This is a genomic window from Paenibacillus sp. MMO-58 (assembly GCF_037146255.1).
Classification (GTDB): domain Bacteria; phylum Bacillota; class Bacilli; order Paenibacillales; family Paenibacillaceae; genus Pristimantibacillus.
This window is the reverse complement of record NZ_JBBCVY010000002.1, coordinates 972,543-998,593: the sequence shown is the minus strand read 5'-3', so window position 1 is coordinate 998,593 and position 26,051 is coordinate 972,543. Positions and strand designations below refer to the sequence as shown.

Annotated in this window: 18 protein-coding genes; 17 read left to right on the top strand and 1 reads right to left on the bottom strand. The window is 47.9% G+C overall.

What is annotated here, in order from left to right; translation table 11 throughout:
- Positions 1 to 394: 394 nt before the first annotated feature.
- Positions 395 to 748, top strand: a complete 354-nt coding sequence (locus WFJ73_RS10200; protein WP_336772916.1) for a hypothetical protein — start codon at positions 395 to 397, stop codon at positions 746 to 748.
- 65 nt (positions 749 to 813) lie between these two features.
- On the opposite strand, the gene WFJ73_RS10195 is transcribed toward WFJ73_RS10200, so the two are convergent.
- Positions 814 to 1,530 carry a hypothetical protein gene (locus WFJ73_RS10195; RefSeq protein ID WP_336772915.1) on the bottom strand — a complete coding sequence of 239 codons (717 nt, stop codon included), beginning with the start codon at positions 1,528 to 1,530 and terminating at the stop codon, positions 814 to 816.
- A 570-nt stretch (positions 1,531 to 2,100) separates the two neighbouring features.
- Here WFJ73_RS10195 and WFJ73_RS10190 point away from each other — a divergent pair.
- The 16 genes from WFJ73_RS10190 to WFJ73_RS10115 all read left to right on the top strand — a co-directional run bounded on the left by WFJ73_RS10190 (position 2,101) and on the right by WFJ73_RS10115 (position 26,034).
- On the top strand, positions 2,101 to 2,529 hold the full coding sequence (locus WFJ73_RS10190) for a hypothetical protein (protein WP_336772914.1): 429 nt from the start codon (positions 2,101 to 2,103) through the stop codon (positions 2,527 to 2,529).
- A 93-nt stretch (positions 2,530 to 2,622) separates the two neighbouring features.
- The gene (locus WFJ73_RS10185) at positions 2,623 to 4,059 is read left to right on the top strand and encodes a glycosyl hydrolase family 28 protein (protein WP_336772913.1); all 1,437 of its coding nucleotides are present in this window, start codon (positions 2,623 to 2,625) and stop codon (positions 4,057 to 4,059) included.
- A gap of 310 nt (positions 4,060 to 4,369) precedes the next feature.
- A complete protein-coding gene (locus WFJ73_RS10180) occupies positions 4,370 to 5,497 on the top strand; it encodes a glycoside hydrolase family 88 protein (RefSeq protein WP_336772912.1) in 1,128 nt (375 codons plus the stop codon).
- Between the two features lie 30 nt (positions 5,498 to 5,527).
- A complete protein-coding gene (locus WFJ73_RS10175; RefSeq protein ID WP_336772911.1) occupies positions 5,528 to 6,496 on the top strand; it encodes an ABC transporter permease in 969 nt (322 codons plus the stop codon).
- An 18-nt stretch (positions 6,497 to 6,514) separates the two neighbouring features.
- Positions 6,515 to 7,387 (top strand): carbohydrate ABC transporter permease, encoded by an 873-nt coding sequence (locus tag WFJ73_RS10170; protein WP_336772910.1) that lies wholly within the window; start codon positions 6,515 to 6,517, stop codon positions 7,385 to 7,387.
- A gap of 74 nt (positions 7,388 to 7,461) precedes the next feature.
- A complete protein-coding gene (locus tag WFJ73_RS10165; protein WP_336772909.1) occupies positions 7,462 to 9,051 on the top strand; it encodes an extracellular solute-binding protein in 1,590 nt (529 codons plus the stop codon).
- A 94-nt stretch (positions 9,052 to 9,145) separates the two neighbouring features.
- Complete coding sequence (locus WFJ73_RS10160; RefSeq protein WP_336772908.1) at positions 9,146 to 10,039, top strand: glycoside hydrolase family 43 protein; 894 nt, start codon at positions 9,146 to 9,148, stop codon at positions 10,037 to 10,039.
- Between the two features lie 102 nt (positions 10,040 to 10,141).
- Positions 10,142 to 11,650 (top strand): response regulator, encoded by a 1,509-nt coding sequence (locus WFJ73_RS10155; protein ID WP_336772907.1) that lies wholly within the window; start codon positions 10,142 to 10,144, stop codon positions 11,648 to 11,650.
- 5 nt (positions 11,651 to 11,655) lie between these two features.
- Positions 11,656 to 13,392: a sensor histidine kinase gene (locus tag WFJ73_RS10150; protein ID WP_336772906.1), complete on the top strand. Its 1,737-nt coding sequence runs from the start codon at positions 11,656 to 11,658 to the stop codon at positions 13,390 to 13,392.
- Between the two features lie 30 nt (positions 13,393 to 13,422).
- Complete coding sequence (locus WFJ73_RS10145; protein ID WP_336772904.1) at positions 13,423 to 14,955, top strand: DUF3502 domain-containing protein; 1,533 nt, start codon at positions 13,423 to 13,425, stop codon at positions 14,953 to 14,955.
- Positions 14,956 to 15,088: 133 nt separating this feature from the next.
- The gene (locus WFJ73_RS10140) at positions 15,089 to 15,640 is read left to right on the top strand and encodes a VanZ family protein (protein ID WP_336772903.1); all 552 of its coding nucleotides are present in this window, start codon (positions 15,089 to 15,091) and stop codon (positions 15,638 to 15,640) included.
- A gap of 196 nt (positions 15,641 to 15,836) precedes the next feature.
- Entirely contained in the window at positions 15,837 to 16,658 is an 822-nt protein-coding gene (locus WFJ73_RS10135; protein ID WP_336772902.1) for a hypothetical protein, read from the top strand.
- A complete protein-coding gene (locus tag WFJ73_RS10130) occupies positions 16,655 to 17,320 on the top strand; it encodes a hypothetical protein (RefSeq protein ID WP_336772901.1) in 666 nt (221 codons plus the stop codon). Before WFJ73_RS10135 ends, WFJ73_RS10130 begins: the two co-directional genes overlap by 4 nt.
- A gap of 187 nt (positions 17,321 to 17,507) precedes the next feature.
- Entirely contained in the window at positions 17,508 to 18,623 is a 1,116-nt protein-coding gene (locus WFJ73_RS10125) for a hypothetical protein (RefSeq protein ID WP_336772900.1), read from the top strand.
- Positions 18,624 to 18,834: 211 nt separating this feature from the next.
- Positions 18,835 to 24,402, top strand: a complete 5,568-nt coding sequence (locus WFJ73_RS10120) for a discoidin domain-containing protein (RefSeq protein WP_336772899.1) — start codon at positions 18,835 to 18,837, stop codon at positions 24,400 to 24,402.
- Between the two features lie 237 nt (positions 24,403 to 24,639).
- On the top strand, positions 24,640 to 26,034 hold the full coding sequence (locus tag WFJ73_RS10115) for a glycoside hydrolase family 30 protein (RefSeq protein WP_336772898.1): 1,395 nt from the start codon (positions 24,640 to 24,642) through the stop codon (positions 26,032 to 26,034).
- Positions 26,035 to 26,051: the final 17 nt, after the last annotated feature.

The following is a 26,051-nucleotide window of genomic DNA, read 5'->3' as shown; positions in this document are numbered from 1 at the left end:
TATGTTCTTGGTGAAGAGAAGCAAATTACACGCCGAAAAAGACGGCAACAGCAGATGGTTTAAGTGGAAGGTATGAGGAGGTGCCATGAAACGATTTAGCTTAATGCAGTGGATCGGAGTCGCATTGTTTGCGTTGTCGGCTTTGTGGGCCGGATCGTATTTTGTTTTAATATACGGAATCAATTATTTAGTTAATAAGATTGGTTGTTTCTAACAGGTTCACAGCAAAGTTACCCCCAAAATAGGAGACAACGGCGAATACTATATTATGCTCGACAGCTGTAGAATAATCGCTTATTTTGTTCCCTACTAGTACTAGAAGGGCCATCTTAGAAGATGGTCCTTTTCATTTATGCGGTGGAGTATATATTAATAATAAGGAGGCTGTCCGAAGATGAAATATACGGCTGATCGAATACAGAGTTTTTATCAGAAACAGCACAAGCTCTGCTACATACAATCCTTTAATCTGGTTCGCTGCGAGCATGAAGCGGGGATGTTGACAGACAATTTGATCATAACGCTTAGTTCGCTTCCGCTTGACCAGGATGGTCCCAAATTAATCATTACGTTTGAGGATGTTAAAGATCTGAAAATAGGCAGCTTCCAGGGAGCTTTCCGTTTGGATATCAAAATCCAGGATATTTCATCCGATCAGCTTGAGAATATTAACTTCCGGGTAAAAGAACAAGAGTATGAAGCCTTTGCTTTTGTATGCAGATGCTTTGAATGGGTAAGGACTTATTAAAAGCACCTGTGGTATGGAGTCCCGTCCATACTACCGGTGCTTTTTCCATGCTAAGCTTTCCAACCTTATCCGGACAAACCAACTAAAAAGGCGGTCAGGGGTGCAATTGCTCCTTGTGTATTTGCTACAACCATTACCATCAATAACAGAGAAAGGGCAACCGTGGCTATTCCGGATATAAAGTACGTTTTTTCTATGTATCTCCACTTGGAACCCATAGCTTTGGACCTTTTTATTAAGGAGTACCAAAGGAATAGGCCAAGTGCAACAAAGATGATTAACAAAGCCCCGCAAACTAATGCTTTTGCAGCGTGAAACTCGATACGTGCATTTATTTTCTGCTGAATCATGGCGGGGATATTTTCATTACCTGACCTTATCCACTCCATAAAAGCAAAACGCCATTCATCCTTGTAGGATTCTTCATCCGAGATTACAAATGAATCAATAAACAAGGAAAACCCATGCAGCGGATAAAAGGTATTTGTTGCGTTTGCCACAACAATCAAAGCCATTAAAAAAGTGATAAACGAGCTTATTATTCCAAAAGAAAAGTATACCTTTTTCTCGAAACTCCATTTGGACTTGTTTATCATAGAGTTTCGTTTGAAATTTGCCCAAAATCTGATGCTAAGCCATGCAAAGATTATGACCAACAGTCCGCCAAAAATAACGAGTACCGCATGATACTTTGCATAGTTATGGATGACTGCACTCAAAGCAGGATTAGCTTGCGAGCCTGATTCAATAACCTCAGACAGCGCATTTTGCAACTCATTCACAATCAATTTCTCCTTTTTAATATGTATATGGACGTTTAACAACTGCTTCTCAAGATTACCCAATGTTGTGCCGATCCACTTCCGACATTTGTCGCTACTTTTACTGGACTTAGGTCGGAAAGAAGCCGCTTTGCACTATATGATTATCCATTTTATTAAAACCGAAACTATTCGTCCGCTTCCATCGTCTAACAACTAGAATTAATTCCTTATAATGGAATTGACGAAATTAGAGGTGATCGATTATTCAGCTTCAGAAGCTTCAGAAAAGAACGATAGTCAAGCTTGCCGTTATTGTTGTAGTAGCCTTATGGATCATTAGCTTCTTGTCCCCGCAGTTAACGACCCGGAGGTATATGTTGACCAGCTTCCATCTTGGAAGCGTATTTACGTCTAAAATTACCGACAAACATTTCTATGATCATCAATATGGGCATTTATACGATGTGACGAACTTCACAGACAGAGTTACCGGCGGCGGAATGAGTGTATTTTATTTAAAAAAGTTTGGACCGTTTTGGATCGTTTCTAGCGTTGGAACAGCACCTTAATGAAAGGGAGGGGCTTGTCATGAACATAAGCCTAAAGAGCTGGAAGACACGGCTTATTGCTGCGCTAATTCTCGTGTTAGCAATGTATATTGGTTTCTATGTCTGGATCCTGCAAAGCGTTAAACATACCGTAACTTCGATCTATATGGAAGGAAAAAACGGAATAACGTTAGACGAATCCTCTGTATCGGATACGGTTAGAGGCAAGTTTTTGAAGTTTGTTGATTTCCCGAACCATAAGCCTGATGACAACATTCAAGTTCAATTAAGCACTGGACATGTCTTTCATACCTTTACCAGAGGGACAGTATGGGTTCAGTACACGTACGAAGGCGTTGGTCAAGATGACCATGCAGCTATGTATGGGGCATCCAGAATTCCAATCAAGATTAAAACCAAGCTTGACCACGGTACATGGGTGATCGTCGATAAGGAGGAGCAGCCGTAGGAATTTTACAAGGAATCTAGCGTAATTACGATTGTTTGGCGGAAAGCCGGCTAAGTAAAATGAATGGAACAACAGATTAGGAGAGTGTTCCGTTTGGCAAAGGCAGCCGTTAACTCAATATCCGTTTATCCGATTCCTAGAGCATTGCCCGTCAATCAAGATTTTGACGTATTTGTACGTGTACCTGGCGGGGAGTGGGTGGAGGTTGGGGTCCTGCTCGTTAAAGTCGATATGCATCACGTTAGGGAAGCTTCTCTGGTGAAGTTCGATTTCAGCGGAGAGGTTGAAGTGAGAGTTATTTGTAATCGGGAGCCCGTGAAGAATGCAGTCATCCGGCCGCTCTCCACCGGCATACATGCCGACATCATTGACGAACGCACCATACAGTTCCGTTTATCGGAGCCCCAGAAGCTGTCGGTTGAATTAAACGGCGACCGGTTCCATAACCTTCATTTGTTTGCAAAAGAGCCCGATGATCAGCGTCCCGATTCGTCGGATCCCGGCGTTGCCTGTATTTATCCCGGTATTCACCGGATCGATGTATTGCAAGAGAAGTTGGCGGATAAAAGCTATCATACGCTTTATTTCATGGCTGGTCTTCACCATATTGAACAGGTTGTTGTGAACGTCCCCTCGGGCAAGAGGATTTACATCGAGGGAGGAGCCTATGTAGCCGGGTCTTTTGTCTGCGACAAGGTGGAACATGTGCAAATCTCAGGCCACGGTATTCTTTACTTGGCGGAGTTCGGCCGCTTCTCATCCTTCAGAGGTGTCCGGATCATGTACTCTGGAAATATTTCCGTGTCCGGCATTACCGTTGTAGATCCGCCGCATTACAGCATTTATTTGGGACAGTCGCAGCACATTCGCATTGCCGACTTCGAATCATTCAGCACACGCGGTTGGTCCGACGGCATTGATATGATGTCCTGCTGCGACGTTGAGATCGATCATGTCTTTATGCGGAATTCCGACGACTGTATTGCCATTTACGGACACCGCTGGGGATACTACGGCGATACGCGCAACATTACCGTGAAGAATTCAACGCTATGGGCAGACGTGGCGCATCCGACCAATATGGGTACCCACGGCGATATTGAAGAAGACGGCACGCTGATCGAGAATATTACCTTCGAAAATATAGATATCCTGGAGCATCATGAACCCCAGGATAATTACCAAGGCTGCTTGTCTATTAATGCCGGTGACAAAAATACGGTGCGCAACGTGATCTATCGCAATATCCGGATCGAACCGTTTGAGCTCGGCAGAATTATCGATATCCGGGTAGTCTGGAACCCGGATTACAATCCGTTCCCGGGCAACCGGATCGAGCAAATCACGTTTGACGGCATCTACTACAACGGCAGCGACGATGCCATCTCCCGTATCAGCGGCTTTGATGACTCTCGTTGTGTCGACGGAGTAACCTTCCATAGTCTCTACATCAACGACCGTAAGGTCACCGATGCCTCCTCAGGTAATTTCGAGTTAGGAGACCACGTTCATCGACTAACCTTTAATTAATCCAGGGCTGCGTTACAAGTTATTAATTTTAACTTGTAACGCAGTTTTTTTGTGCTTCGAAGAGGTAATGTGTCTCCTGGAGTAGCGCAGCGCTCGCCTTTGCTTAACCTTTTTAACTAAATAAATTTAATTCAGAAAAAGGGTAAGCAACAGTGAACGGAAGGAGACCCATTTCCTCCAATGAGATACCAACAAAAGGACTTCTTACAGTAAAAATTACAAGGAATCTTGTAATTTTATGATATTTTCGTTTTTTTAACGCGCTTACAATTTAATTAGCAAGTCAACGACAGAGAGTAGGAGAATGAACATGGCGAAAGACGAGATTCAGCAGTGGATCAACAGCACATGGGACAAAATCGAGCGTAAAATGTCCGTTCAATGCGACCGGATCGGCGAGCGGATTCCATATGTGCCGGAAGACGGCGTATACCGCGAGGATATGGGCGAGAGCGATATTTTCTGGTGGACGAACGGGTTCTGGCCCGGCATGCTGTGGCACATGTACCAAGCGACGAAGGAAGACAAATATAAAGCCGCTGCCGAAGGCGTGGAACGCAGACTGGACGCGGCGTTTGACGGTTTTAACGGCTTGCATCACGATGTAGGCTTTATGTGGCTGCATTCCGCAGTCGCGAACTACCGGCTTACCGGAAGCGAGAGGTCGAAGACTCGCGGCATGCATGCGGCGAACCTGTTGGCTGGAAGATACAATCCGCGCGGCAAATTCATCCGGGCCTGGAATGAAGACTGCACGGGCTGGATCATTATCGACAGCATGATGAACATTCCGCTGCTCTATTGGGCAAGTGAGGAAACCAATGATCCGCGATTCTCTTATATCGCAATGGATCACGCCGATACGGTGCTCCGGCAGGCGGTTCGGGAAGACGGTTCCTGCAATCATATTGCGATTCTGGATCCGGAGAATGGCGAGTTAATCGAAGCGCCGGGCGGTCAAGGTTTTGCAAGCGGTTCCTCTTGGTCGCGAGGCCAATCCTGGGCTCTTTACGGTTTTGCCTTAAGCTACCGTTACACCAAGGATGAACGCTACCTGCATGCGGCGAAGCTGATCGCGCATTATTTCATGGCCAACGTATCCACAACCGGTTTTGTTCCGCTCGTAGACTTTCGGTCCCCGAAGGAGCCGGTGAAGTGGGATACAACGGCAGGGGTGTGCGCGGCATGCGGACTACTGGAACTGGCGGATGCACTACCCGAATACGAACAGGAATTATACCGGAATGCCGCGATCAACATTTTGCGAGCGACCGATGAACGCTTCTGCAATTGGAACGTTACCGAGGATTCGATCGTGAACGGCGGAACGGCTGCTTATCACGGACAGCGGCATGCGGAGGTTCCGATCATTTACGGCGATTATTTCTTTATTGAGGCTTTGCTTCGCTTGAACAATAAGCATGTGCTCCTATGGTAGAGAGAAGAGGAGAGAAAGGAGCAAGTGAGGATGGAAAAAGCACATGCCGCTCGTTTTGAAAGCGTCAACATCCCTGGAAAGCAATCCGCCATAAAACGCACCTGGAAAGAGTACAAAAAAAGCAGATATCTTCTTCTTATGCTGCTTCCGGTGCTGGTCTGGTACGCCATCTTTTGCTACGGACCGATGTACGGCATTCTGATTGCGTTTAAGGATTATAGTCCGGTGCTTGGAACCTGGGATAGTCCTTGGAACCATTTTGCCTACTTTGATTACTTGTTTAACCAGTCGCCCGAGTTTCCGAGAATTCTTAAAAACACGGTTATCATCAGCGGGCTGAATATTATTTGCGGATTTCCGGCGCCTATTATTCTTGCGCTCTTGCTTAACGAGCTGCGGATCAGCTGGTTTAAGAAAATCGCGCAATCGATTTCGTATTTGCCGCATTTCTTCTCGTGGGTTGTTTTGTCCGGTATCGTTTTCCTGATGCTGTCGCCTTCGACAGGGCCGGTTAATTACATCCTTGGCTGGTTCGGAATCGATCCGATCTACTTCCTCGGGGACACCAGGTACTTCCGTTTCAGCCTTGTGATCACGAACATCTGGAAGGAAGTAGGCTGGGGAACCATCGTCTACCTTGCGGCGTTGTCGGGGATTGATCAGACCTTGTACGAAGCAGCGCGAATGGATGGAGCGAACCGCTGGAAGCAGACCTGGCATGTGACGCTGCCTTCCATGCTTCCAATCATATCGATCATGTTTATCCTCTCGCTTGGCGGCATTCTGAATGCGGGTTTTGATCAGATCTATAACCTGTATAGCCCGGCCGTATTCGAGGTTGGGGATGTCATCGACACCTATGTTTACCGTCAGGGAATCGTGAACTTCCAGATGGGATTAACAACGGCGGTGGGCTTATTCAAAAATATCGTCGGGATTACGCTGGTTCTCGGAACGAACTATATCGTGAAAAAAATGGGACAGGAAGGCGTTCTGTAAGGAGGGGAGAATATCGGTATGAAAATGACTGCCGGAGAGAAAGTGTTTCAAGCGTTACTGCTTCTGTTTATCCTATTGCTTTGCGTAATCGCCATTTATCCTTTCATTCATATTGCATCGGTCTCCTTCAGCGCGCCTAAGGAAGCCGGCCGGTTCGGATTCCACTGGTTCCCGAGAGATGTCGATCTGTTCTCCTGGAAGCAGCTGCTAACGCAAAAGAAAATCTGGATCGGCATGCGCAATACAACGCTGCGTACGGTCCTTGGCACGGTGCTTACGCTTATTGCAATGGCACTGGCAGCGTATCCGCTGTCCCGCAAGCATCTGCCTCACCGCAGCTTTTATACGATGATCATCGTCTTTACGATGTTTTTCAGCGGAGGACTCATTCCGACTTATCTATTGATCAAGGATTTGCATCTACTAAATAACTTCTGGGTATACATTTTGCCGGGACTTATCCCAACCTTCTCCATGCTCATTATGCGCAACTTCTTTATGACCATACCGGTTGAAGTCGAAGAGTCGGCCAAAATCGACGGTGCCAACGACATGCGGATACTCTGGAGCATCATTCTACCGCTGTCTAAGCCGGTTCTTGCAACATTGGGGTTATGGGCAGCCGTAGCGAACTGGAACGCTTGGTTTGATGCCATTATCTATGTCACGGATACGGATTTGAAGACGATTCAGTTCTTCCTGAGGGAGGTTGTTGTCACCAGCGCGGACGCCGAAATTTTCGGCCGGGTTACGGGGGCGGCTAATCTTCAGTACGAGACTTCGATCAAAGCGGCAACCGTCATCTTTGCGGTTGTGCCCATCCTTATCGTCTATCCGTTCCTGCAGAAGTATTTCGTCAAAGGAACGATGGTTGGTTCTCTGAAAGGTTAATAGAGCTTGGTTTATCCGGGGTGCATTCCCCGTTTAAATAATCGTTTATTCCATGTAAAGGGGAGCAAGAAAAGATGAAGCATGGCAAAAAGGTGATTCTGGCATCCGTATTGGCAATGTCCCTTACGGCGGCAGGCTGCAGCGGCAATTCCAATAACAACCCGAATAGCAGCGCAACAAATGCATCCCAAACCAACGATGCAAAAGGAAACAATGGCGCAGAAAAAGAAGCGCCAATCGAAATCTCGATCGGCTCGACCTGGAATACGCCGTCGGCAGACGGGAATCCGACTCAGAAGTACCTGGAAGAGAAATACAACGTGAAATTCATCAACATGAATCTGACGGATGAGAGCTTTAAGCTCAAGCTTGCTTCCAACGAGATTCCGGATATTTTCCCGGGTACGCTGCAGGAAGCGGACATGGCGAATTACGCAAAGCAAGGCATCATCGCAAGTATCTCGACTGACGAGATCAAGCAATATATGCCCAAATATTCGGCAGACATCGATCAGGTCGATACGGCGGCATGGGGAATTGCCATGGTTGACGGCAAGAATTACGGGGTGCCGAGAATTTGGCTGAACGGACGTTATGGCTTTATTCCTACTTATAACGGGGCATGGCTGAACAAGATTGGTTATACCGAAGCTCCAAAAACGCTGGAAGAATACGAGGACGTGCTGACGAAGTTCCGTAACGACGATCCGGACGGCAACGGCAAGAAGGATACGTACGGCATGACGGGCCGCGGCAAATCCGCAAGAAACCAGCTGTTTAACGAAGTATTCGCCGCGTATGGCGTTAACCCTTATCAGTTCATGGCGGCGGCAGACGGTACGGTAACCTGGGGCGGGATCACCGATCAGGCGAAGGAAGCCGTGAAGAAGATCAATCAATGGTACAAATCGGATCTGATTGATCCGGAATTCCTTACGGATGATCAGGATCAGATTAACACCAAATGGAACAGCCAGAAAATCGGCATTAAAGACAACTACATGTACCACCATCTGTTCGGCCAGCTGGAGCAGGACAAAGCGAACGGCTTCCCCGTCGTATACGGTAAAGGTTTGATTGGTCCTGCAGGCAAGTCTTATGTCATGTCCAACGGCCCGCTGCAGACTCCACTCATGTTCGGCAAGCAGCTGGAGAAAGATGACAAGAAGCGGATCAAGATTCTGCAAATGCTTGAAGATCTTGCGACCAATGACGAAGTATACCTCAGAACGACATATGGAGAAGAAGGCAAATCGTACGATTTGGTAGACGGCGTTCCGGTATGGAAAAAAGAATATCTGGATACGCCGCAGCTTCAGAACGACCTTGGCACGGGCGGATTTTATAACCCGTTCGTAGACCGTTCGCTCTCCAATGCGAAATTCCAGATGCCTGCCGACAAGCAGGCGTTCTCGGATAAGCTGAATGCAGGCAACGAAAAAATTTCCGACCTGCTTGGACCAACTCCGCTGGAGTCGAAGACCAAATATTTGGCGAACCTGAATACGCTTGAGGATTCGTTCTATTCCAAGGTCATGGTTACGAAAGGCGATGTGGAGAAGGAATTTGAATCTTTCAAATCGGAATGGCTGAAGGCAGGCGGTCAGGAAATGCTGGATGAGGCAACGAAGGTGTATCAAGAGCGTCAAGCCGCATTGAAATAATAAGGCAAGGAAGGCTTCTGAACGAATTCAGAGGTCTTCCTTTTTTGGCAGCTGGCATGATGCGACAAATCTCTGAAGATAGAAGGTTGATCAAGTGGCGGATAACTATGCGGGTTATTTGTTTGCCTATTTCAAAGGCAATGAGACAGCAGAAGAAGAGCAGGTATACTTTGCGCTTAGCAAAGGAAACGATCCGCTTCATTGGCATGAGCTTAACGGAGGCCGGCCCGTCCTGACCTCGTATCTCGGGGAAGGCGGAGTACGGGATCCGTATTTGGCCAGATCGCCGCAAGGAGATAAGTTTTACCTTGTTGCAACCGATTTGAGTATTTACCGGAATCCGGGCTGGAACCGGGCAATTACCTCAGGCAGCCGGTCGATTATGGTCTGGCATTCGTATGATCTTATGAATTGGTCGGATCAGCGGATGGCTGAGGTTGCACCCGATGACGCAGGCTGCGCCTGGGCGCCTGAAATTTTCTATGACGCAGGCTGTCGGCAATATAAAATATTCTGGGCGTCAAGCGGAAGCGGAAGGTATCACCGGATGATGGTTGCCGCAACAAAAGACTTTATCCATTTCAGTAAGCCCAAAGTGTATATGGATTACGGCTATTCCGTACTTGATGCAACATTAATCGAGCATAACGGATTGATTTACCGGTTTGCGAAAGGCAAGAATATCATCCAGGAAGTAGGAACAGGTTTCGAGCATGACAAGTATAAGATGATTCATCAGCAGGTTGAGCAGGATTTTATGGTCCGCGGGGAAGGTCCTATCATTTTCAAATCCAATCTCGAAGAGAAGTGGTATCTCTTTATTGACGAGTTCGGCTTTCGGGGATATATCCCGCTTGTTACGTCCGATCTCGGCTCCGGCAAGTGGCAAGTACCCGCTCATTATACGCTGCCCGGGCAGGCGCGGCATGGCTCGGTTATCCCTGTCACGTTAATGGAGTACGATAGACTGCTGCAAGCATATGGATAGAAGCAAGGAGTTTCCTTCTATTTATCTTTGCCTTGATATCAGATAAAATTTAATAGAATTGCAAGCGTTATCATTACGGGGGAAAGTGGGGCGGGATAAGTCATGCGGATCTTGATTGCAGATGACGATGATTACACCCGGGAGGGCTTAAGCGAGACGATCGATTTCGAGAAATTTGGCATACGGGAAGTGTTTCTCGCAAGCGACGGGGCTGAGGCATTACGGCTCGCTTCGCTGAAGAAGCCGGATATCGTCCTGACGGATATTCGTATGCCCAAGCTGAACGGGATCGAATTTGCCGAGAAGCTCGCCGAGACTTCTCCGGGATGCCAGTTATTATTTATGAGCGGGTACATGGACGTGGAATATCTCAGAAGCGCGATTAAGCTGTCCGCGGTTGAATATATCGAGAAGCCTCTTAAGCTTGGCGAAGTGGAGCAGGCAATCATGAAATCGGTCCGCACCATTCAGAGCAAGCAGAAGCAAACGGCCGTTCTGAATCAGAAGAACGAATTAGAGCGGCAAAGATTGGCCGGCCTGCTGCGGGAGAATGGCGCCAATCAAGAAACGGTTATGGAGTTATGCCAGGAAACGGGTTTTCCGCTCGGCAAACGTTATATCGGAATGATCGTGTCATGCCGGAAGGAAGAAGAGGGCAGCAGAGCCGATCTTGACCTCATTCATCGTTATTGGAGCAGCAATGGCGTGATGGCCATCGGGGAGCAGCTGGACCGTTACCGCTGCTTTGTTGTTGCGGCCTGCGACAGGCAGGACTATAAGCGGATTCATTATTTGGCGGACTTATTTGTGAGAAAACATGAGGCGTACAGCCTTGGAATAGGTGAACCGGCAAACGGATTGGAGCTGGTTCCCGCAAGTTATCAATCCGCTTACCGAGCAGCAGAACGATCCTTCTACGATCCGCAGCGCAGATTCTATCAGCCGCAGGAGGAGAAGGGGCAGAGCCATGCGGCATTAGCCAACCTGCTGCCGGAATTTTATAAGCAGAGAGAAGAAAATCCGGAGCAGCTGCCGAAGTGGGTGGAAGCCTCGTGCAAGCTATTAAGAGAGCAGGAATACGCGGACCGCGCCCGGATTATCGCATTATTCGAGACGGCGGCGTTAGCCTTGGTCGGGAGCAGCCAGAAGCTGCTTATCGGACTGGAGAATGAATACGGCATCCACCGTGTCGAAGAAGCATTGCGGGATTGCCGAACGCTGGAACAAGTAAAACTGACGATGAGCATCATCTGCTCGGCCTATTTGGAAGAGGTGCAGGAGATCTCGCCTTATTCGCGGCTTGTGCAGGATGTGCTTCAATATATTGCGGGGCATTATCAGAATCCGGATCTGGATCTTCGAATGGTCGCCGACCATATGCATCTGTCCACCGCGCATTTGGGGATGCTGTTCAAGCAGGAGACTGGCGTATCGATCAAGCAATATATCAGTGATTACCGCATTGGATTGGCGAAAAGGCTGGTTATGAGCGAGCATTACAAAATGAATACCATTGCCGAGCTATGCGGCTACGCCAGCGCGAGCTACTTCGCCAAAGTATTTAAGGCTTCAACCGATTTGTCGCCACTTGAATACAGAAAGAAGACCTGATTCGGATGAACCTAATTCATTCTGTCAACGACATGCCTTTACGCAAAAAGATTATCATTTTATTCGCCTTAATCGGGATTGTCCCGCTTATTATTACGTTCTTTATCTCTTACGGGGAGATCCGCAAGCTGGTTGTGAACGGACAAAATTACGCCGAGAACCAGAGCTACGAGCAGACGCTGACTACCTTAACCCGCAAGCTGGAGCATATTGAGGAATTGTCATCCATGCTGATCGTTAACAAAGATATGGAGGCGATTCTCGCCAAGGGCTCGGCCCGGATGAGCGTCGCCGATCAGATCGAAGTCTACGGCAATATCGTGGATTATACGCAGATCATGGTGTCCAGCTCGGACATTGACAACATCGTATATTATGTGGATGATAACTATGCTTTTACGGGCGTAGATACGTTATTCCGGCGGATGAACAGCATTCGGGAGCTGGATTGGGCACGGAAGGTCATCGAGAATAAAGGCGGTCCTACCTGGACGTTAAACAAAGATATCGATACCCGGACGGGCCAGCCCTATCTTTCCTTGAACAAGCTGCTCTGGAATCCGGAAGACTATACCTCCGCGATTGGAATAGTCTCGCTCAACCTGGAGCTGAAGCAGATTGAGCAAAGCTTGACCAAATCCAACCCGGAGCAGCTTGTTTATGTAGAGACGGCAGCAGGTGAGCTTGTGGCCCACAGCGGCGAGAAGGAGTTGGAGACAATGCGGCTGGATAAGCCGTTTGACAGCAAGGGCTCTTATGTGAATGTCTCGCTGGCACACGGGTCTTATATGGCGAGAGGCCAGGAGATCGGGGATACCGATCTGTATCTGATGTCCGTTATTTCGCACCGCGCCGCCACGGAGAGCATTAATCAAATCAAATATCAGATGGTGATGGTTTACGTAATCATCTGTCTCATTCTGCTTATGTTTATTTTTCCGGTGGCCAAATCGATTACCCGCAGAATTTATCTGCTGATGAACAAGATGAGCCAGGTTCGGCAGGGCCGCCTGAACGAACTGGATATCCGGCCAAGCAAAGACGAGGTCGGCCAGCTGATTTTAAGCTACAATTACATGATTAACAGCGTGCAGGAGCTTATGGTCGAGCAGTACAAATTAGGCCAGGAAAAGACGCAGGCCGAGCTGAAGGCGCTCCAGTCCCAGATCAATCCTCATTTTTTGTACAACACGCTGGATATGCTGAACTGGATGGCGCAGAAGGAAGAACGGGACAACATTCAACAGATCATTTATGCTTTGTCCGATTATTACAAGCTGATTCTGAACAAAGGGAATGATTTTGTTACCGTTAAGGATGAGCTAAGGTTAAGCTCGATCTATATGGAGATTCAAAAGAAGCGGTTCAAGAACCGGATCCAGCTTGAAGTAGAGGTTGAGGAATCGGTGATGGATTGCATGCTCCCGAAAATTACGATTCAGCCGCTAGTGGAGAACGCAATCCTTCACGGGATATCAGAAAACCCCGGCGGCCGGGGCACGATCCGGATTACAGGCAATATCGATCAGGATCGGCTGATGATCAAAATCTGCGACGATGGCGTTGGTATGCCGGAAGAGGGGCATCGCGAGGAGCGAAGGCATCGCGGGAGCGGCTATGGCTTGAGCAATATTAGGAAGCGGCTGGATTTATATTTTGGCCAAACGGCAGAGCTGCAGCTTCATAGTACACCAGGCGAGGGAACTTGCGTAACGATTAATGTTCCGGTTATTGACCGTTAGTGAAGCAATGGTTGTAAGGGGGATGAAAAGATGCGGTTGTTTCGAATAGCGCCGGCTCTGCTGACGATCCCCGTGGTACTCAGCGGATGTATGGGGCAGGGCGAGAAGACCCCCGATGCGGCAGAAGTAACGGAAGCAGCAAAGCCGGTTATTCAGTTAAACGCGATCACGATGGGGAATCCGCCGGCAAGCGGCATGGATTCCTTTTACAAGCAGCTTGATGAATTAACGATCCGGGATTTCGGGGCTACGGTTCGGTTTGATTTTATTCCCTGGGATGAGGAGAAAAGCAATATCGGCATGGCGATTGCCTCGAAGAAATACGATTTCTACGTAGGTGGTCCGTGGTCCGATTTCAAATCCTTTGCGGCCAAAAACGCGTTTGTTGATCTGACTCCGTTATTAGGCGAGGTGCCGGCACTGGTTGAGCATTACAAAGGGATGCTGGAGCAAATGAAGATCGACGGCAAGCTGTATGGCATTCCGCAGCTGAACGTACCGGGGGCCGGCCGGGAAGGGATGTTCTATCGGGAGGATCTGCGGAAGAAGTGGCAGCTGCCCGAGATTAAAGATTTTTCTGCCATGGAGCAGTATTTGTATAAGGCCAAAGAGGAATTTCCGGATACTCCTATGATTATAGACAAGCGTTACAGCGATAACCTATGGCTTGCTCTGACGGGGGACAAGTATTATTCCGTTGCCGAGTTTGCGGTAGCGCCGATTAATGATCCGTACAAGGTCATCAGCATGTTTGATACGCAGGAATATAAGCAAATGGCTGCAAAGGCAAAAGAGTGGTACGACGCCGGTATTGTGGATCACGACATTCTTGGCGCGCAAGAAAACGAAACGACCAAAACATTGGCTTTAATGAAGGAAAACAAGAAGCCGCTGGAGTTTAATAACCATTTTGGCGCGATTAGCAATTCGTATATCTCGGCGTTAAAAGCGGCATATCCGGAGCAGGAATACGGCTGGATGGATTACCAGTTTGATATGTTCCCGAACTCGTTGTTTTTACCGAATACCTCGGCAAATACGACAACGCAGATTTCGATTGGATCCAACTCTCTGCATCCTGATATCGCGCTCAAAATATTGGAGAAGGCCCATACGGATCAAACGTACTATAACCTTTTGGTGTACGGCGTAGAAGGCGAGAATTACAAGCTGCAGGGCGGCAGGATCTCTTACGACGGGATTAAGGAGGAGAATAAGAAGCAGGCTTGGACGGGTGTTATAGACGGCTATATGAATGTTCCGGTCCGCTATCCACAGGAGTGGCAGACGATCGTAGACAAGCTAACCGTTACGAAAGGCCCTAAGCTTGCCGAAAAGAACGGTGTTGACCCGTACCAGAATTTCTTGTTTGATACGTCATCCTTATTCGATGAGCTGTCCAGTCTGGAGACGGTTCAGGAGCAATACATCCAGCCGCTGAATCTAGGAATCAGCAAGGACATAGACAGCGACCTGGCCACGCTGAAGCAGAAGCTGAAGGAAGCGGGCATTGACCGTTATATGAAGGAGTTGCAGGAACAGTTGGATCAGATCGCGAGGTAGGGAAGAAGCAGCCGGCAACCGGCTGCTTTTTTAGTTGAAAGGATCGGAATATGTAACTTTTATGTCTAGTAATCGTTTAGGAGAATGTGGAAAAAATTAGGCGTCAAAAATGAATTAATGAGGAGATCTATTCATGAGATTAGGATTTGATATTCTTATCATTGCTGTTCCTGCAACGCTGCTTTACCTCATAATAAGAATAGGTTTATGGAAAGTGTTTAGAATCAACTTGATTCGAGAGGTTCTTCATGTATCTTTTGTTTTGTATGCGTCCTCTGTCGTATTTATGGTGTGGCTTTATTATGCGGCTCAAACCGAATATATTTTGTATAATTATATTCCTTTTAAGACCATCATCGAGTACCTCCGGGATATTCCTTCCAGCACGGCGATAAAAAATATAATAGGAAATATCGTCATTTGCATGCCGTTTGGTTTTTACTATTCCTTTAAAATCAGGGTCATTCCTAAAATCAACATAGCCGTTTATGCTGTCGCTATTCCGCTCATTATTGAATCCGGACAACTGGTCATGTATTTCATTAATCTAGGAATGAGAGCGGTTGATATTGACGACGTAATCTTAAATAGTTCAGGCATTCTATTAGGATATTACATAACGAGAAGTCTTTTTCAGAAGAAGATGCGCTCAGCTAAATCTACTCAAATATTATTTAACAAATAATAGAACAGTCTGCCAGCTGGCAGACTGTTCTATTTACTTCTGAGTGATAAAATTTATGCTACAATCGTACCGTGGAGGAAACAAATAGAGAAGGTCTTCTCATTCTTTAGTTTCTTGCAAGTAAGCAGGAATACTTATCCAACTGTCGAATAGGAGACATTCGACCTACATTTGAACATATAGGATGGTTGAGAAGTTGAAAGATATAACTCAAATGACAAGCAACGAAAGTCAAAAGTCATATCGCCACTGGATCATAGGCATACTATTGCTCCTCATTCCCTTTACGGTTGCCATCTATGCTTATTGGCCCCAGTACTATAGCTTCACGACTACGGGCGAGATCGTTCCGATGGAAGAAATCGATGTCAACGGCAGCGTTAACTTCGTGTATGTCCAAGAGGGCGTCACGCGTAATCGCTATGAAAAGTATTCCGTTGGCCTTCGCGATTCGGAAGCCGAATTTACGAAAGTCGATTCTTCGGCTGAAGACGATCTAAGCGCGATGCTGGATTTTGAAGAAGACATGCGTAATGAGACGATCCATTATGCCATAGATTCGGCTTCCGAAGTAATCCCCGCCCCGATCGAGCAAGATCGGCGAGATGAACGGCTTCAGCAGTTAATTGAAGAAACCTCGAATTATTACGGGGATTCTATCGGCCTTATGCTGGGGATTGGCCTGGTGGAAGAAGCGATGCAGGAAGATTTCTCTCAAGAGAATACGATTATTATCGCGGGTACGGGAACGCTTGAAGAGGATCATTCCGTTGGCTCCGTTGGCGCTGTCCGGGATAAGCTGCGAACGGCCGAAGCGGCGGGTACGGATATTTTCTTTGTCCCTAAGGATAAAGAGACGTTTATGTATCCCGGACTCAGCAACGAGGAAGAAGCCGAGTTAACCTCGAAAAAACTGCATTTGAAGCTACAGATTGTCCCGGTTGCGACATTAGAAGAAGCTATTTCCTATTTGCGGCAGTTACCTAAACCTTATCTCCGGAGCGTGATCCAACCTTGAAATTAAAGTCAGAGACTTTGTCGAACGTATTGAAAATACTGCTGTGGGTGCTCGTCGGATTAGCCTGTGCCGATTTGGTGAGCTCCATTATGTATACGGCAAGTCTGGAAGCTTTCACCGCTTATATTTATGATTACTACGGCTTCATTGAGATTGTATCCTCTGTTCTGTATTATATTGCTGCGGTTATCTATCTTATCTGGATTTATTGCGTACATCTCGATTTGAAGGCGCTTTTTCCCAGCTTCGCCCGTACACCCGGAAAATCGCTCGCGTGCATCCTAATCCCCGTCTACAACTTGTTCGGTATTCCTTCTATCTACCGAATGATTGGACGATGGTATCTGGACGATACGAACGGCGCTAAGAAGGAAGGGCGCTGGAATTGCAGCTTGGCATTGCCGCTTCTTCTATTCATGATGCTCTCAAACGGTCTTGGCCGAATGGTTAACCAAGCCGACGAGCTGAGCGGATCCATGATTCTTATTCTGAGTTTTGTCACGCTAATCCTTTACGTGATTTTTTTGATCCTCTGCATCCAAGTATCGCGCGGTTTGCATATTGCCCGTCTAGAGGTTTTCTCAAGGCAATCCACCGATGTTAATGCGGATAACTTTGAAGCAAGCCTAGCAGGGCAGCCGAACGTAACTCATCCGCTTTAATCTTAAACAGCAAATAACAAGCCAAGTACCTCGGGTATTTGGCTTTATTTGTTGATGAGGCAATTACAGTACACTCATGCTGGTATATGTAAGAATTCATTTATATGTTTTATACCCGAAAAGGGGTTCCTGGATTTGGTAGTATAGGATTGTAAGCTGAATTAAGACAGACTAGGAGGGGATCTTTATGGTTGATGTTTTTGCTGTAGCTGATATTATCGTTAAACATATTAAAACTCATTACTCCGAAGATATTTCGATTGTCGGATATTACGGATCTTATTTGCAGGGGCGAGCCACGGAACGTTCCGATTTGGATTTCTTCTTTATTCCTGCAACGGACAAAGGGAGACAGGTTGAGTGTCAGTTTATAATCGAAGATATAAGCTTTGATTTCTGGCCAATCGGATGGGATCGCGCTGAACGAATGGCAGCATCGGAGGAGTGGAACACAACGATTATAGCGGACTGCCAGCTATTGTATGTTCGATCAGAGGACGATCTTGCTAGATTCACGACACTTCGAGACAAGATATCCGGCATGGGAAGCGAATCCAACGCTTCATTTATGGTTAATAAAGCAGAATCCGTGATAAAGGAATGCCTTGTCAGTTTGGCTAATATGCGGATTTTCGCAGATTCCAAAGATCTGTCCTACTCCCGGATTCAAGCCCAGGAGATAACGGGAAACATTTTCAAGTCTCTTGGTTTCTTGAACCAAATCTATTATAAGCGAAGCTGGGGCCATTATCGCGAGCAAGTCAGAGATCTTAAGTTAAAGCCGGAACAACTAGATCCATACCTGGATACGATTATGTTTAGCCATAGCCCGGATGAAATCTTATTGGCGTGCGAGAAATTGACTGTAGATACGATGCGTCTTATTTCGGAGAAAAGAAACAGCCTGGAAGAGAATCGCTCTTACAAAGAACGTATGAAGGGATACTATGAAGAGGAAAGGGGGATGATGAACAAGCTGTTGACCGCATGCGAAAAAGGGCATTACGAAACGGCCTTTTTTGTTGCTGCCGGTTTGCAAGACGGACTAGCCCGAATATTGTACGCGGCGGAAAAAGGACGTTGGCCTGGACTTGTTGACATGGGGGACTATCGGGAGTACTACGTTCGTTATGGATATCCGGATCTTGTCTCTTTGCTGGATCCAACTCATTTCGAACCGTTACGGTTAGCCGTGTTGCAGCTTATCGGCAAGCTGGAGAAGCATCTCATTGCGGAGGGTGTAGCCTTAAACCTCTTTGACTCTACTGCTGGATTCGAAGCATTTTATATAAATAAAATATAAAAATAAGATTTAATAAGCTCCGGACAATCGTCCGGAGCGTTTTTATGCATGCGCAAAAGTTACAGGAATCTTGCAAAATTGCGATAGGAGCGGCTGAGGCCTCGCTCTATAGTTAAAGTAGATTGGACGGAGGGAGGAAGAATGCTCAATCAAAGTATTTATGACGGGTTAATTGTAAGCGGTGTCATCTTACTTGAGGAGGGGTTCATTAGTGGGGCAATTATCTTTCAGCAGGGTATGGATGAGGCTATTGTCCATTATCGTTACCGTAAGCATGGCAGCATCGTTGCTGCCTCAAGGGACAGCTGCAGCGGCAGAAGATTCCGGTGACGGGATCAGCTCCGGTTATACCGTTACCGTTCAGGAAAGCATCAGCAGCAACGGCTTTACGCATCCTGGGGTTGGATTAACAAAGGATATTCTCGAGAACATGCGGGCTCAAGTTCTGGCGCATAAGGAGCCTTGGTATTCCTATTACACGGCCATGACAACCTCGGCACAAGCTTCCAAGACCGTGTCGATCAAAAATCAAAGCACGACTGAGCCAACGAAACCGTTGTCCAATTTTTTTAACAGCCAAGGCATTCAATCGAGATTTATAAGCGATGCCCTGATGGCGTACACGCAATCCATTATGTATTTCGTAACCGGCGATGTGGCCTACCGGGCAAACGCGATGAAGGCTATCCGGATCTGGTCCCAAATGGATCCATCTCAATACGCGTATTATACGGATGCTCATATTCATACCGGGATTCCGCTTAACCGAATGGTAACGGCAGCGGAGATTTTGAGATATACAAGCAGCCCTTTGCCGGAATGGGAGTGGACGGAGCAGGATACAACGAATTTTTCAAACAACCTGATTAATCCGGTCATTGAAACGTTCCAGCACAGCAACAATTATTTCATGAACCAGCATACGTATCCGCTGATGGGAGCGATGGCCGGTTATATTTTTACGAACAATAAGGAGAGGTACAAAGAAGCCGTCGAATGGTTCACCGTTAATAAGTCGGCAAATGACCAGGGCTTTAACGGATCCATTAAACAGATGTTCCGCATGGTGAATACGAATGACCTGACGGGAGAACCGGTAACGCCGCATGTCCAGCATTTGGAGATGGGACGGGACCAGGCTCATGGCGGTGGAGATATAACGAATGCGGCCATCATTTCGCGGATGATGCTGGCGCAGGGAACCAAGGTAGACCCGGTTGACGGTGCCGTCTCCGAGAGCGCGAATGCCGTCGGTCCATTCGAGTTTTTGGATGACCGCATTCTCGCAACCGCCAATTACTTCTGGCAATATATGCTTGGCTATGATACCCCTTGGACGCCGGTGGCTTACGCGATTTCGCCTGACGGCACGATCCGGGACACGTATAACCATATTGCTGCCGGGTACAGAGGAAGATACAATACGGCAAACTTCTGGGATCTCTATTACTACTATACATACGTGAGAGGGATCGATGTTGCCGAGAAGGCTCCGTATTATTACGAGGCCTTTAACAAGAGAACTCCGCTTACTTTCTATTACGGCGGCGGACTTAACAACAACTGGGATAACGTCGACGGAGGAGGCGACTTCTGGCTGTATATCCCGAAGAAGGCGGAGGCTGAAGGAGCGTCCCATCTCCCGAAACAGCAAGCAAGCGCATCGATTATGGAAGTGGAAGACCGTTACACTTCATTGGATGATCGTTCCGAGACGAAGGAAGAGGGAGATACCTCTTTTGTCCGTATGAAGGCGACGGAAGCGGGAACAACGTTGGCTTATTTAAGCTCCGGTTACGGATCGCAGACGTTTGGTTTGAAAATCCGGACCAATGGCACAGCTGATCTGGATATGCTAGGCGCGACCTGGACCTTGCCGGATACGAACGGGCAGTGGACGTATGTGACGGTCTCCGGTTTAATGGGGGACATGACTTATTTAACGGTAAAAGGATCGGCCGGCACGATCGTCGACATCGATCATATTAACGCTCTGGCAGCAACGCAATTAACGTCGCCGGCATTTAAATCCGGAAGCTCGGATTTGAATGTATATACGTATGTTGGCTCATCCCTTCACCTCGATCTCTCTGCGGAGGATGCCAATAGCGCCGATGTAATTGCCTATTCGTTGGCTAATCAGCCGGAAGGCTCAACGTTAAATAACTCCACGGGAGCATTTACCTGGCAGCCACCAGAGGCTGGAGAGGCAGCTTTTGTTGCCGCAACTTCCGACGGAACTTCCGTTTCGGCGAAAAAGATTACAATCTTTACGGCTCCGGACCGGGCCTCCGCGGTAAAAGCAGCTATTGCGCCATACGATCCATCCGTCGTTTATGTGTCTAATTCGCTCGATCAGTACAAGGCTGTTTATGATGTGACGATGGGGATGTTAAATACGGCATCCGATGAAGCGTTTAATCAGCAGCTGAGCAAGCTTAGGCAAGCCGCGGAAGGTCTTGCATTAACGACGCCTCTCCGGGCGGATGGCAGCATCCATTATTCCGATTCTATTTTCTGGTCCAGCTGGGGAGCCGATGTCACGAAGATGGACGATTTGAGCTATGATACGGGAGGCTATTATGGCCTTGCGCTTGGAGCGGCTCCAAACCTGTACCATATTCTTGATTTTGGACCGGATTACAAGGTATCTGCGACCAAGTTTGGTTTCCAAAGCAATATTTTCGCGGACCGTCTTGCCAACTCAACCGTCTATGGCTCGAATGACGGGGAGAGCTGGACACGGCTTACACCCGGTGTTACGCGTATGACGCAGGAATATCAGATTCTGGATGTGGATTCCGCGCACCTGGATGAGAAATACCGGTATATTAAGCTGGAAATGATCAAACCTCTGCCTGATGTGCTGTATGGCATCGTCCGGAATTTCCTGGAGCTCACCGAGTTCAGAATTTACGGTACCCGGTATGAGACCGGCAATAAATTGGAGTCCGTATCCATGAGCTCGGATCAAAGCGTGAACGGAAAGATCTCAACGGGGGATACGGTCAAAATTTCCATTAAAGCACGCGAAGCCATTCAGAACGTGAAAGTTCGCATTCAAGGCCAGGCAGGAGCGGTAAGCACAACCGATCAGAAAACCTGGACAGTGGAGGCGAAGATGCCAGCGGCTGCTCCAACCGGACCGGTTAAGTTCACCATCGATTATGAGAAGAGTGACGGTTCAAGCGGCGACACGGTTTATTCGACAACGGATAACTCGGCCCTTTTCCTTGTTGACGGAACGACGTATCTTGACGTTGCCAAGCTGGCCAAGGTGACAGCTTCCGATCCGCAATGGCCGGGTACTGGCTTATCCGCCGAGCAAGTGGGCTATTTATTGTTTGACGGTGATCCCAATACGTACGGGGATTTGACGAATAGTACGGGTACTTATACGGTTGATTTTGGCGAAGGGGCGTCAGTGGAGTTGAGCGAAATCGTGCTGCTGCCAAGAGCCAGCCATCCCGCCCGAATGAACGGATTTATTATTCAAGGCTCCAACGATAAGGAGAACTGGACCAATCTGACCAAAGCCGTAGCCTCGTCCCAGGCCAACAAATGGCTGGATATCAACAGCGATCAGCTGCTCCAGCACCAAGCTTACCGGTACTTCCGGCTGTATAATCCAACGGCCTGGAGCGGGAATGTGGCCGAGGTAGAGCTGCATGGCAAATATACGGCATCTGCCGAAGTAATAGCTTCTACAATAACGAGTATAGCTGTCCCGGCGAATGGCGCGGCAGGATTAACTATGCCGAAAGTTCCGGGCGGTTACTCCGTCTCGGTTGCGTCTGCGGTACCCGAAGGAGTGATTGGCACGGACGGCACCATTACGCAGCCTGTTATGGACACTATTGTCTCCGTTGTGCTTAAGGTGACTAATGAAGCGGACGGAACTACAGCGAATACTAGCGCCATTCAAGTTGTCGTGCCAGGAAAATCAACGCCGGTTAAAATCGATGTAACCAAGCTTGCGACCGTTACGGCTTCCGACAACCAGCATGTGAAATCGGGAAGCGGCCTCACGAAGGAGCAGGTCGGTTATCTGCTGTTTGACGGCAATACATCGACTTACGGTGATCTGATCACTGGTCCGGGATCCTATTACACGATTGATCTCGGCACCAATTCTTCCATTAACCTGACCCAGCTCAAGCTTTTCCCAAGAGCGACGCTGGCCGGCAGGTTGAACGGACTTGTTGTCCAAGGCTCCAACGACAACACGAGCTGGAGGAATCTGACGAATCCGGTCTCGGGGGCGCTGTCCAACACTTGGACGGACATCAGGCTGGATAAAATCATTGATCATGGAGCTTACCGGTATCTCAGACTGTATAATCCGGAGAACTGGTACGGGAATATAGCGGAGGTAGAAATCTACGGTTATTACGATTATGAGCTTACTTCCAAGATCGTTCAGCCAGATGGCTATACGAAGGCAAGCTACTATACCTATATGAAGGAAATGGATCGAATCAAGGAAGCCTATAATCAGCCGGGAGCCGATAAAATGGAAATTCTAGACCAGCTGCTTGACGCAAGAACTCTTCTTGTCTCCTTGGCTGATCTCTATCCGAAAATTTCGGTTACAGCGGACATGTCGCTTGCTTCTTCTGTTTCCTGGGATGGCACGGCCGATGCCGCCACTAACGGCTGGCGCGCCTTTGACGGCGATACGGCTACTTCTCCGGATACCAAAACCGCTTCCGGCTGGGCTCGCATCGATTTGGGAGCTGGCAATGATAAGATTGTCGGCAGCATACGGTTTATCGGCAGAAACGGGAATATCGCAAGGATTAACGGAGCTCAAGTTCAAGGCTCGAACGATGAGACGAATTACGACACCTTGTTCACGATTAATGGCATATCGGATTTCAAATGGTATTCGCAGCTGCTGGACAACAGCAAGTCTTACCGGTATTTGCGATATTACACGCCAAGCGGATACGCCAATATCGGAGAGATCGAATTCCATGAAAAAACCGTAGACCAAACGCTGCTCGAGCTGTTTATTAAAGAAGCAAAAGCGGTAGGACTAGACTCGTACACAGCGGAAAGCGTTACAGCCTTTCAGGCGGAACTAGCGGCTGCGCAAGAATTATTTACTAATGCGGCGGCTACACAGGCCGAGATTGATTCGGAAGCCACCAAGCTTCGGCAGGCGCAAGATAACCTGAAGGTTCAGGTTCCTCTTGCTGCGGGAATGCCGGGGAAAGCCGTATTGTCGGACAACAACGGTCATGACAGCGGCTTAAAAGACGGAAGCTATACCGTTACGATGAATCTCTGGTGGGGCAATAACGGTACCGTATTTAAGCTGTACGAGAATGGCGAGTTGATTCATACGCAGAAGCTGGCGGACAAATCGCCTGAAGCGCAAACCGTGAAGACCGATATTACGGGCAAAGCTAACGGAACGTATACGTACACCTGCGAGCTCACGAATTCATTTGGCACTACGGCATGCGCTCCGCTTGTTGTCGCCGTAACGGACGCTAATCCGGGTAAGCCGTTATTGTCGAATGACAATTGGGATAACAACGGCGAATTCAAAATCACCATGAATATGTGGTGGGGAACGAACGCAAGCGAATACCGGCTATATGAAAACGGGCAATTAATAGATACGCAAGCCCTTATAGCCGGTACGCCAAATGCGCAAGCTGCGGTAACGGCTATTTCGGACAGGACACCTGGCCAATACGTGTATGAGGCCGTACTCGTTAATACGGCAGGAGAGACCAGGAGCGAGAAAATGAGCGTAACGGTAAAATAGCGGGTAAACCCAAGCAAAGAGACTGTCCAAAAGGGCAGTCTCTTTGCTTCCGAACGAGCCAATAAACAAGTATTGACAGTTTCCAGATGCCGGGAATATAATTAAAACCAGATTAATGTAAGCCTTTTCAATTGAGCTCCATAATTACCAATACCCGTCAAAGGGTATTCATTTTTCAGCTATTATGAAACCCGTTTCATGAAATAGGTTTCAGAATAAGCTGGAACAGGAGGACTTATGAGCGGCACTAACGGACACGATAACGGACTTACTAACGAGGATACCTTTATTCAGATCAAGCCGGAGAAGGGTTATGACGGCTTTGAAGGCTGGGGCACTTCCCTTGCCTGGTGGGGGCATATTGTCGGCCAGTGGAGCGACCCGGATAAGCGGGACGAGATCATGGATCTTATCTTTGATGCGGACAAAGGTCTTGGCATCAACATCATCCGGTACAACATCGGCGGCGGGGAAAATCCGGCAATCCAGCCTAACACGCTGCGCCCAGGCGGCGATGTTCCGGGTTTTCAACCGGCGAAGGGGATATGGAACTGGAGTGCCGACGAAGGCCAGCGGAACGTCTTGCTGGCAGCGATGAAACGCGGGGCTGATATTGCTGAAGCCTTTTCGAATTCGCCGCCGTATTGGATGACGATAAGCGGTTCCGTTACGGGTGCGGAAGACGGCGGCAATAATCTGCGTGAAGAATGTTATGAACAATTTGCGGACTATTTGACGGAAGTGGTTAAGCATTACAAGGAAGTGTACGGCGTTGCCTTCCGGACGCTTAATCCGTTGAATGAACCGATCTCAAACTGGTGGAAGAAGGGCAATATTCAGGAAGGGGCTCATTTTTCGCTCGATAAACAAATGGACATCATTAAGCAAACGGCCCGATCCCTTCAATTAAAAGGCTTAACCGAAACGACAGTCAGCGCGCCCGATGAGAACAGTGTGGATGAAACGCTGGAAATGCTGCACGGCTATGACGAAGAAACGTATAACAGCTTCTCGCAAATCAATACCCATTCTTATAATGGCGTTCAGCTGGAGGAGATTCGAAGGCTGGCGCAGGAGAAGGGGAAGAAGCTGTGGATGTCCGAGTACGGAACCGGGGGTACCGGACCGCATGACCATGGGGATATGAGCAGCGTGATGGAGCTGGCTGAGAGGATCATTGCGGATCTGCGGCTGCTGCAGCCGGCAGCTTGGGTATATTGGCAGGCCGTTGAGGACGAAAGCGCTCAGAATAACTGGGGATTCATCCACTCCGATTTCAGACATGGCGAAGGTCAATACGAAATGACGAAGCAATATTACGCGATGGCTCAATTTAGCAAGTTTATTCGTCCGGGCAGTCGTATTTTATGGCTGGATGATCGCGATTCCATTGCTGCTTACGATGAAGTTCGCAAACAGTTGACAGTGGTTGCGCATAACCGGGAAGGGCGAAGACAGATCCGTTATGATCTCGGCCCGTTTGTCCTAAACGGTACATCAGCCAAGCTATATCGTACATCGCAGCTGGAAAACCTGGTTGAAACGGAGCTGTTTATGGACAGCAGCAAATTGACAATTACCCTTGAGGCACAGTCCGTGACGACTGTGGTCATAGCGAATATAACTCTTTAAATGAGAAATAGGGAGGA

Coding starts and splice junctions, on each gene's coding strand:
- WFJ73_RS10170 (WP_336772910.1), top strand. CDS start 6,515: ATGAAAATGACTGCCGGAGAGAAAGTGTTTCAAGCGTTACTGCTTCTG.
- WFJ73_RS10115 (WP_336772898.1), top strand. CDS start 24,640: ATGAGCGGCACTAACGGACACGATAACGGACTTACTAACGAGGATACC.
- WFJ73_RS10180 (WP_336772912.1), top strand. CDS start 4,370: ATGGCGAAAGACGAGATTCAGCAGTGGATCAACAGCACATGGGACAAA.
- WFJ73_RS10165 (WP_336772909.1), top strand. CDS start 7,462: ATGAAGCATGGCAAAAAGGTGATTCTGGCATCCGTATTGGCAATGTCC.
- WFJ73_RS10125 (WP_336772900.1), top strand. CDS start 17,508: ATGGTTGATGTTTTTGCTGTAGCTGATATTATCGTTAAACATATTAAA.
- WFJ73_RS10200 (WP_336772916.1), top strand. CDS start 395: ATGAAATATACGGCTGATCGAATACAGAGTTTTTATCAGAAACAGCAC.
- WFJ73_RS10140 (WP_336772903.1), top strand. CDS start 15,089: ATGAGATTAGGATTTGATATTCTTATCATTGCTGTTCCTGCAACGCTG.
- WFJ73_RS10150 (WP_336772906.1), top strand. CDS start 11,656: ATGAACCTAATTCATTCTGTCAACGACATGCCTTTACGCAAAAAGATT.
- WFJ73_RS10190 (WP_336772914.1), top strand. CDS start 2,101: ATGAACATAAGCCTAAAGAGCTGGAAGACACGGCTTATTGCTGCGCTA.
- WFJ73_RS10155 (WP_336772907.1), top strand. CDS start 10,142: ATGCGGATCTTGATTGCAGATGACGATGATTACACCCGGGAGGGCTTA.
- WFJ73_RS10145 (WP_336772904.1), top strand. CDS start 13,423: ATGCGGTTGTTTCGAATAGCGCCGGCTCTGCTGACGATCCCCGTGGTA.
- WFJ73_RS10175 (WP_336772911.1), top strand. CDS start 5,528: ATGGAAAAAGCACATGCCGCTCGTTTTGAAAGCGTCAACATCCCTGGA.